This is a genomic window from Microcystis flos-aquae FACHB-1344 (genome assembly GCF_014698375.1).
Classification (GTDB): domain Bacteria; phylum Cyanobacteriota; class Cyanobacteriia; order Cyanobacteriales; family Microcystaceae; genus Microcystis; species Microcystis aeruginosa.
Genome location: NZ_JACJSW010000069.1, coordinates 1 through 9,820 on the forward strand (window position 1 = coordinate 1; position 9,820 = coordinate 9,820).

The 9,820-nt window shown below is 39.0% G+C and carries 4 protein-coding genes and 1 pseudogene; 2 read left to right on the forward strand and 3 right to left on the reverse strand.

From position 1 onward, the window contains the following. The first annotated feature begins 730 nt into the window (after window positions 1-730). Window positions 731-2,431 carry a TolC family protein gene (locus H6G48_RS05270; RefSeq protein WP_190719805.1) on the forward strand — a complete coding sequence of 567 codons (1,701 nt, stop codon included), beginning with the start codon at window positions 731-733 and terminating at the stop codon, window positions 2,429-2,431. 90 nt (window positions 2,432-2,521) lie between these two features. Next, a complete protein-coding gene (locus H6G48_RS05275; protein ID WP_190719808.1) occupies window positions 2,522-3,433 on the forward strand; it encodes a peptide arginase family protein in 912 nt (303 codons plus the stop codon). A 24-nt stretch (window positions 3,434-3,457) separates the two neighbouring features. Here the strand turns inward: H6G48_RS05275 and H6G48_RS05280 are convergent, their stop codons facing one another. From H6G48_RS05280 to H6G48_RS05290, 3 genes and pseudogenes are all read right to left on the reverse strand, one after another. Further along, the gene (locus H6G48_RS05280; RefSeq protein ID WP_190719811.1) at window positions 3,458-7,036 is read right to left on the reverse strand and encodes a WD40 domain-containing protein; all 3,579 of its coding nucleotides are present in this window, start codon (window positions 7,034-7,036) and stop codon (window positions 3,458-3,460) included. Window positions 7,037-7,467: 431 nt separating this feature from the next. Beyond that, window positions 7,468-7,635 (reverse strand): annotated as a pseudogene (locus H6G48_RS05285) (IS701 family transposase); the annotation flags it as partial. Window positions 7,636-7,733: 98 nt separating this feature from the next. Further along, the gene (locus H6G48_RS05290; protein WP_190719814.1) at window positions 7,734-8,501 is read right to left on the reverse strand and encodes a hypothetical protein; all 768 of its coding nucleotides are present in this window, start codon (window positions 8,499-8,501) and stop codon (window positions 7,734-7,736) included. Between the last annotated feature and the right edge of the window lie 1,319 nt (window positions 8,502-9,820).

A 9,820-nucleotide genomic window follows, 5' to 3' on the forward strand; every position in this document is an offset into this window, starting at 1 on the left:
AATATAGAAGAGTTAATGCAAATTAGCCGCTATCGGTTGAAGGATTACATCAAAGGACAAAGAGCGATATCGCTTGCCCTATCTACCTTCTAGCTCGCTTGTCCCCCTCTCAGCATCGGTTTAGTGGTAAACATAATTTCTAATCTCATTTAATTGCGTCTGAGAATTATCTGGTTTTTCCTCTGTTTCCATCTCTTGATTCGGCAGGTAATGATTCGGTAGTAGTAGAAATTTGGTATAAGACCAAAAGCTGGGCGTAAGTCCGTCTTGAGGCAATCCCCCGTGAAATAAGCTAAACGGCGCTTAACCTGCATGATCCAATAGCTATAACTCTTTTGGAGTCTATATCGGTGATCCGAAGTAAAAGCCGTTTAGCTTAGGAAGCTCTCAAGGACTTTGAGAGTAGTTCACTATCAACTCTTAAGGCTGATGCGTTTCATTTTTGAATTGGCGCATGATATAATATCTGTTGAAAAACCAAAACAATTAACTAAAAACGATGCTAAGAGAAATTTTAGTCAACTCTTCAATATTGATCTTGAGTTTGACAGAGGTAGAATTGGCGAAAGCAAATCCTGTACAAACAAGTTTTTCAAACCAATTTCCAGATGTATATTCACTTAAAAATAGCAGCAGAAAAACTAACTTTGAACCAAAACTATTGCAGCAAAAACAAAATTATCTTGAGAGAAAGTCGAAAAAAATTAGTAATGATATTGTAGAAATTACAATGGAGAAACAAAATCAGAGTTTTCCCTCCGAGCTAAATTCCAACCCTAGCCCCTTGCTTTTGCCAACTGAACAAGACATAAAGCAAAGTCAAGAACATTTAATAGCCATTACTTTAGAACAAGCAATCGAACTAGCAAAGCGCAACAATCAGCAATTAAAAATAGCCATCCTCCAATTAGAATCAAGTCGTGCCGGGTTAGCAGAAGCTATGGCTGCTCTGTATCCTAATTTATCATTTTCTACAACAGCAACGCGGGTTTTATCGGCTAGTGGTGAACTTGCCGCTCAGGCAAACGAAAAACAGCAAATCGCCACCCTCAATGGTTTTGAAACACAGCTACAAAATAGCCAAGCACTTGTTAATTTTCTGCAAGGGCGGGTTAATGCCAAGCAAGAGGAATTAGACCAAATTAACAACATTATTGTACCCTCTCCCCCCACCGATATAGCTCCCGATTTAGCGCAACAAATAGAAGCTCTAAGTCCTTTTTTTGTCCCGCAATCAGCCGTAACTCAATTAGCTGGACAGACCCAAATCCAAAAAAGCATTGAGCTAGAATTTTTAACGAGGGATTTGCAACAAGCTCAAACTTCATTGCAGTTACAGCAGAATCAGATTGCATCGACACGACAAAGTATTTCCCAAATTAGTAATTTTGTCACGACAACAGTAGATGGAAAACTCTCATTATCTTATAAAATCTATTCTCCTGGCAGACAGGCTAACATTAACTCGGCCAAAGAAACCCTAAGAATTAATGAATTGGAAGTGACGAGGATAGAAGATCAATTAATCCTAGATGTAGCTCTTGCTTATTACGATTTACAACAGGCCGATGCTCAGGTGTTGATTTTCCAGAACGATGTCAATGACCGAAGCAAAAGACTTGAAAGCATCGAATTAATGCTCAATGTTGGTTTAGCTACTAAGTTGGATTTACTCAATGCTCAAGTCGATTTAGATAATGCCATTCAGGAACTGCGTAATAATCAAGCAATCCAAAAAACAACCAGTCGAAATTTAGCAACTATCTTGAATTTGCCTGCTTCGATAACCCCGACATCGGCTGATCCCGTCAGTCAAACTGGAGTATGGCAGTTGCCTTTAGATGAAACTATCCTCTTAGCTTTTAAAAACCGCGTGGAGCTAGAGCAAAGATTAGCCCAACGTCAACGCAGTGGTGCCGAGCAACAGTTAGCCTTAGCTGCTATCAGACCAAGCCTCAGTCTTTTTGCTGAATATAATGTATTATCCCTTGCCACTGAAGATCCCAATCCCTTTACCCCAAAGGGAACTGAGGATGGTTATGCTTTCGGTTTAAACTTTAACTGGCTTTTTTTTGACGGGGGAGCCGCAACCTCTAGAGCGAAACAAGCCGCCACAGGGATGGCAATCGCCGAGCAGCAGTATTCGGAAACAGCGAATAACATTCGCCTAGAAGTAGAAAGGGCCTATTATCAGCTACAACCCCAATTAAGGAATATTGAGACGGCTACTCAAAGTATCAAGCGAGCGGAAGAGGCACTTCAAGCAGCCGAAATCCGTTTTGATCTTGGGGTTAATACCCAAACGGAAGTACTCGATGCACGAAATCGTTTAGTTCGGGCTCAGAACAATTTAATCAATGCTATTATTACTTATAATCGTTCATTTGCTCAACTACAAAGAGCCGCTGGCTTCAGACGTGGGAAAAATTAGCTGAAGAAACCTGAACTTTTCTGTCTTGACACAGACCGTTATTTTAGCTAATCTGTCAACTGGATAATTATCTAATTACAGGAGAAATCTATGTCAGCTATTCCCTTGTTAATCATGGAAGAACACCACGAAGCATTTTTTATTTGGAACTATGCTGTCTTAAACGGATGGATTCCGCCCAACAAAAACCTTTTACTTCATGTTGATGAACATTCGGACTTTGGTACTCCTAATCTATCCCACTCTCTTAACTCACTCAATGGTGACTTAGAAAATATTTATAACTTTACTTATACAGAATTGGGAATTGCAGATTTTATTATTCCCAGTATTTATCAGGGGATTTTTAATGAACTTTACTGGTTAAGACAAACCCATAATACTGAACAAACCGAGGTCATGAATCACGTTTTTTCGTTAAATGCGGAAGGAAAAATTTTATTTGTAACCGAAGATGTCAACAAGGCGGGACTCTTTAATCTCGATAGAAAACCTTTAAAAAATAAATTAATCACGACGACAGATTCCCTTGTCAATCAAGAAAAAACTGTAGTTGTGGATATCGATCTAGACTATTTTTCTTGCGATAACCAAGCGGGAGAAGTTTGGGAAATAGAAGTGAGTAAAGAAACCTATGAATCTTTCTTAAATAACCCCTATGATCCGACTCGGATTAAGCTAGGTGGAACCGCTAAGATGAAAGAGAAAAATGGTAAATCTTACTTTTATATGCAGCGGCCTATTATGGAATCTGTTCTCGAAAAAGACCGAGCATTAAAAGTTTCACAAGCAGAAATTCTTGAAAGAATCGAGAAGTTTAGCACCTTTCTCATTGAGAATAAAATCCAGCCTAAATTAATTGATATTTGTCGTTCGAGATTTAGTGGATATACCCCAGGCGATCAATGGCAATTTATTGAATCTAATTTGATCAAAAAACTACAGGATATCTATCCAGTAGAAGTAAAATCTATCCAAGATATTTTATCGATTAAAACTTAGCAACTTTGCCACTCATAAACACTGTCAATCGCTCGCTCCTAAAAATTTTAGGGTATTTTTTTGAGCTTCGGTCAATCCCTGAACCATAGCAATACTCATCCCTTCATAGGGGCGTTCAGTTCTGATCGTCTTACAACATCGACCCGTTTTAAGATCCCAAAGCTTAATCGTTTCATCTTGTCCCCCACTAGCAAGCAATTGTCCATCAGGGCTAAAAGCAACCGATAAAACCCACTTTTCATGGCCTGTTAAGGTGGCAAGGTCTCGACCTGAAGGCATATCCCAAAGCTTAATGGTATGATCGCAACTACCACTTGCTAAAATGTCGCCTTGAGGATTAAACGCAATGGTCTGAATCCAACTATCGTGACCTTGAAGGGTTGCTAAACATTTGCCGCTTTGGACATTCCATAGTTTAATCTTAGAATCACAAGAACCACTGCCGATCAGATTCCCCTCTGGGCTAAAAGCCACCGCCAAAACCCAGCTACCGTGTCCCGTAAAAGTAGTCAAACATTCCCCAGTTTCAACCCCCCACAATTTTACTGTTTTGTCTTCACCACCACTAACGAGAGTAAGTCCATCAGGACTGAACTGGATCGACCATAAACAGCCCGTGTGACCCCGTAACGTTTTTCGACAATGACCTGTAGTAATATCCCAAAGTTTAATCGTTGCATCACCACTACAACTAGCTAGGGTCAAACCATCTGGGCTAAATGTAATCGTCCGAATCCAGCGAGTATGTCCCAATAAAGTTTTTAGACACTGGCCAGTTTTAGTGTCCCATAATCTAACACTATAATCACTGCTCCCGGTGGCTAACAAAGTTCCATCTGGACTGTAAGCGATCGAACTGACCCATCCTTTATGTCCTTCTAGCTTCGACCATCGGCCCGTCTCAATTTTCCAGAGTCTAACAGTTCGTGTTTCACTACTAGCAAGTGTCTTGCCATCAGGACTAAAGGCTACTGATTGAATCCAACTACCATATCCTTGCCAAGTTTTCCAACATTGGCCTGTGTTAACCTCCCAAAACCTGATGGCTCGATCTTCGCCCCCACTTACTAAAATAGTACCGTCTGAACTAAATAGCACTGAAGTTAGGCGATTATTATGACCATGGATGGTTTTGAGACATTTCCCTTCTTCTACATCCCAGATTCTAATGGTGTGATCTCCTGCCCCACTGGCCAGCAAGTTTCCTTGAGGACTAAAAGCTACTGAACGTATTCGCTCCGTATGACCTTCAAGTGTAAAGATACACTGGCCTTGGTTAATCTCCCAAATTTTGACGGTGCGATCGCCACTACCACTGGCTAAACGCTGACCATCTGGACTAAACGCGACAGAGCGAACCCATTGGCGATGTCCGCTAAATGTTTGCAAACACTGACCTGTTTCTGTATCCCACAACTTGAGAGTATGGTCTTCGCTACCGCTAACAATCATTTTGCCGTTTTTACTAAAAGCGATTGACCAAACAGTGTTTTCATGTCCGTTCAGAGTTTGTAAACATTCTCCAGTATCCACACTTCGGAGAGTAATATTGTAGTCATTGCCACCACTGGCTAAGATTTTTCCGTCGGGGCTGAAAGCAACCGTATAGATGCGGCAATTATTTCCTAAAAAGGTGTATAAACAACTACCATCCTCAACAGACCATAATTTCACCGTCTGATCACTACTAGCACTGCTGAGCATTTTGCCATCTGGACTAAAGGCAACTGCGTGAACCCATTCTGTGTGTCCTTTACAACTCAATAAAAGTTGATTATCTGCCACTTGCCAGAAATGAATCTCCCCGTTGACATCTCCTGTGGCAAGAATTTGTCCATCAGGACTTAAGGCAATTGATAAAATACTGGTTATTTGTTTGGCAAATACGCATTTACTCAAATCGGAATACGCCAAATTAACTTGATGTAAATGGGTATCTTGAAGATAACTAGACCACAGGGTAAGATGGGAGAAGTCATAACCAGTTAGATCGATATTAAGATAACCAAAAATATTAATAATATTACCAGCTACATATCCAAGTTTTTGAGGATTATGTTCTTGCCAAGTGCGGAGGATTTCCTTGAATCGCTCAGTAAGTTTTTCTTCAGTCTGATAAATACATAACAGGTTTTCAACGAGAGGTTTTATTGTTAATCTGATCTGGAATTTTCTGATATTTTCTTTTCCTTGAATATTGAGAAGAGCATAGCGATTAAGAAGATTAATTTCTGCCGTTTCTATCTCCCTAGTGATCTGATTGATCAATCGATAAATTAAATACTCTCTAATGGACGGATGTAAGGAGAACTTATTTTGATATTTTTCAATTAGACATCTCTGAGTTAAGTATTTTAATGTTATGAGTAAATTTTGTTGAGAAATACTGGGAAAAATTTCTGCTTTTAAATCATCGATCAGTAAAGACTCTTGATTTAAAGCTATACGGTAAAGAATATTTTGCTCTAAATCAGATAATCTAATAAACTGTTCCTCAAATAAATTTGATATTTCATCAACAAAAAAAGTTTCTTCTTGCAAGAAACTACTAACATTACAATTAAATAAATCTTTGATAATTCCACAAACTAATTTAAGAATGAGAGGATTTCCACCATATTTTTCAATCAACATGAGGGAGTCAGATTGAGATTGACTGTCGCAGCCTTTTAGCTGAATTAACTTAAGACTAGCTGGGACACTTAATCCGTTTAACTCTAAAGAGCGAACTGGCAAAGTTTCCCCTTGCATTAAAGAAACTTCTTTTTGTTTTTCTCTACTGGTAATTACTAAAGTGCTTTGGTGGGAACTCTCCCCTATTCGTTTGAAGAAATTTTCATATTCTTGAAAACCATCTTGATAAGATCCTACCTGAACTCCCCTGGACATAATTGATTCACAATTATCTAAAATGACCAGACAGCGTTGTTGTCTGAAATGCTCAATTAATAGGGAAATTTGGTCATCAACACTTACTAAAACTTTGTTTTCTTGATCTTGATCGATAATTGACAAAATATCAAGTAGAAGTTTTCTCATTGACATAACTTGACTCAAGGAACGCCAAATAACCCAATCAAAATCGCCCTGAATTTCCTTGGCTAACTGAATTGAGAGATAGGTTTTCCCAATTCCGGCTATTCCGAACAGTGCAACTAAACGAACTCGTTCCCCAATAATCCATTGTTTAAGGGTAGCAATTTCTTCTTGACGATCATAAAATACCGAGATTTCTGGGGCTTCACCCCAATCTTGCCCTAATTTTGGCTGCGATAGGGGATAAGTCGGTAAAATTGGCTTGTCCGAGTCTTTAATTGGGGTAATATCAAGGAATTTAGCCTTATGTCTTTCTAAAACAGATCGAAAATTGTTTTTTTTGACTTTTTCTCCACAGGCTTCAGACAGACGATTCCATAGTTTAGGACCCACATCTTGTTTGAGGTAATTGGGCGAATATTTGTAAGTCTTAGCAATTTCTTCATAGGAAAGCCGATTTTCAGTCCACGATGCCTGAAAAATTAACCGTTCAAGATCGCTCAAATGTTGGCCAGATCGCTGAAAAATTAAGTTCTCAGCCAAACCCAAGGCTTCTTCAAGATTCATAAGCTATTGCCCCTTAGAAAAGAAGCCAGTTTTTCCAGTGTCCTAGTTAAAGGATACTGAAAAAATCTTTATAATACAATAAGTATAAGTACTTAGGGCTTGCTGAATAAAAGTGAAATCTAGGCGAGGTAAGGGTTTTACCCCGATTGAGGGTACTCCAGGGACAAGGAAATCTGCTAAAATAGACCTCTTGCATAAATCCGAAAACAAACGATAGAAACAATAATGGGAGGGACTTTCAGTTAATTATTTATTAGTAGTTGATAATCTTCAAAAATGTTGCTGTACAAGGATCGACTTAAGACTTTTGCAAGAGGTCTAATACCTCAAAACCCTTGCAGATTCCTCGAACCGGACAAATGTACCGCCTAGAAGAAAAGGGTGCGCCAGCGAAGCCGTTTCGGATGGCATTAGTGGGACTTAAACAAAATTTAAGCCCAAACAAGTCCTAAACTGACTTTGTAAGCGGCAAACACATCCCGATTCTCGGTCAGCCACTCAAAGAAACGGAAAGACATCGCTACTCGAAAAGCTTCCAAGGCTTCAGCAAAAGTGTTTAAAGGTCGATTCGCCCACCGCCTTTGCAGTCCCCCAGTTAACGATAAATTAGAAACATTTATCGGCAAAAAACAAGATTTGGATCTGAACCGCTTTAGATGGTTTAAATCTATGACCTTTACTTTAACAATAAAAGATGTCAATCAATTACCAAAGAACGGAAATAAGCGTCTTGGATCTTCCACGCTCCTTTTAAAACCAAGTGATCACTCTTTATTTTTGTGTGCATTTCTTTATACTTAAAAGCATACTCAGGAGATATTTGAGAAGCAACCAAGTTGAAGTGAGTACCACAAAAAAGGTGGTCGTACAAATCAAGTTCTTTTGGTGTAAATTTATATGTTTGACTTGATAGGGCAGAATATAAGCTGGCGGCAGTATCAAAACGCTGCCAAATGTTATCAGATTTCCACATGAATGGACGAAAAGGAGAAAATTCAAAGAACTGAGCCTGTAAGGTTTGTATAGCATCTCGTAAGGCAGCCATATCATTAATCCATAATAAAGAAGTATGAAGACGAGGATGCGTTATACAACCACTAAACTCACATCGGTGTTTGGGAATCAATCGTCCTGCTATCAGTTTACTAAAATTCCAATTTTCAACGTTTGTCCAAAAGCATATATCTGGATCAACAAAAACAGCTATCCCTTTATCTTGTTCGTACATAATTTGCTCCATAAAGTAATGATGAGGTACTTCTCGTTCTAACTGTGTAAACTTAGCATCATTCTCTTTTGCTAGTTGTTGTACACGAAATCGAGCAAATAGAAGGCTGGCATTATCTACCACATGGATATGGGCATTAGGAAAACCAGTTCTTATTGTTTTAAAAACTAGAGTTGTGCCATACAGATTTTCATCTTGCTGACACCATGTCAGAATGTAAACGTTAATATCCATCATGCTATAATCAAAGTAATTGAACAGTGCAAAGTTCTGGGAAAATCAACAAGTTAATTTTCATGGCTACAAAGATAGTAGCACCGCTGTCGATCCCAGTTGACATCCTCGCCGCCGTAAAACGGACGGCGATTCCTCACCACGCCACTTTTTTAGGGTGGTCGCGTCAATGGGGTTGACGCAGATAGCGAAAAACGCTTAATTGCTTAAGTCTGACACTTTCTCCACGTCCGTTTTGAGTGTCCGGATGCCGGACGGCCACTTTGAACAAGTCGAAAAAATCTAATGTTCAACCTTATTTCCTAGAAAGTTTTACTCGTTCAAGGCCGAATTTGAATTCTTTTCTGAACAAAACCCCCTACTATCTGTTGTCAAGGTTCAGTTTTTAGCCTGGTTATCGCTTTTTCCATTGTAGCTTAAAGCCGTCCTAAAAGGACGGGGTTTTAACCCAAATTTTCGATAAGTCGAGGGCATCGACAAACTCTTTGGGGGACGTGTTCACTTAGGCTAATCTATCTGCCTTTAAGTTAGGCTACTTTCTACAGGGACAGTATAGCAAATCAAGCCAGCTTTAATCTAACGTCTTATAAGTAGGTGGGTGGAATTAAATATAAAATGAACGTAGGTTGGGTTGAAGCATGAAACCCAACGCCCGCATGGGTTACGCTACCGCTAACCCATCCTACAAATAATTGTGCCTACCTACTTACCATTTTTCTTTATTCGCGTCACAACGAATACCGGCTAGGCAAGCATTCGAGCGTGGATGTCTGTCATGGATTTAGAAATTTGGTATTACCTGGCGTAAAATTAATTACACATACCTGTCGCTTAAAGCCTTGCTGCGCAAGGCTTTCAAGATTGGGAGTGTGCAGATAATTTTGTTTAGGTGCTTAGGCTCTTCGGGAATTGTTATGCAAATAATTAACTTAAAATAAAATTCGATGAGAGTACCTAAGCTCAAAAGTAGCTGAAATCCATACAGGAAAAGACTTAAGGCACAAACAGGTTAATGCCAAAAAATAGACAATCGAGTTAAGATTTAATATAATAGCCAAAAACGAGATTATTGGCTCTTCCGAACTTGTCATGTAAAATTAAAGAAAAAACAGACAATTATTGCTGACCAATAAAACAATAATTTATCTTTAAAAGCTTACTATGCTTGCAATACAGCAATTTATTGTTTAAAATATAGACAGCCAAGACCAGCAATTTTAGACACAAGCTATACTTATGCCATCAAATCCACAATTAAAGTTAATGACCGAGCTACTTCACCTAGAAGGAGTTGTCGTTACCAATTATCAAATTATTACCGA

Excerpts from the sequence above, each read along its gene's own strand:
- H6G48_RS05280 (WP_190719811.1), bottom strand. The coding sequence starts at position 7,036 with ATGAATCTTGAAGAAGCCTTGGGTTTGGCTGAGAACTTAATTTTTCAG.
- H6G48_RS05290 (WP_190719814.1), bottom strand. The coding sequence starts at position 8,501 with ATGATGGATATTAACGTTTACATTCTGACATGGTGTCAGCAAGATGAA.
- H6G48_RS05275 (WP_190719808.1), top strand. The coding sequence starts at position 2,522 with ATGTCAGCTATTCCCTTGTTAATCATGGAAGAACACCACGAAGCATTT.
- H6G48_RS05270 (WP_190719805.1), top strand. The coding sequence starts at position 731 with ATGGAGAAACAAAATCAGAGTTTTCCCTCCGAGCTAAATTCCAACCCT.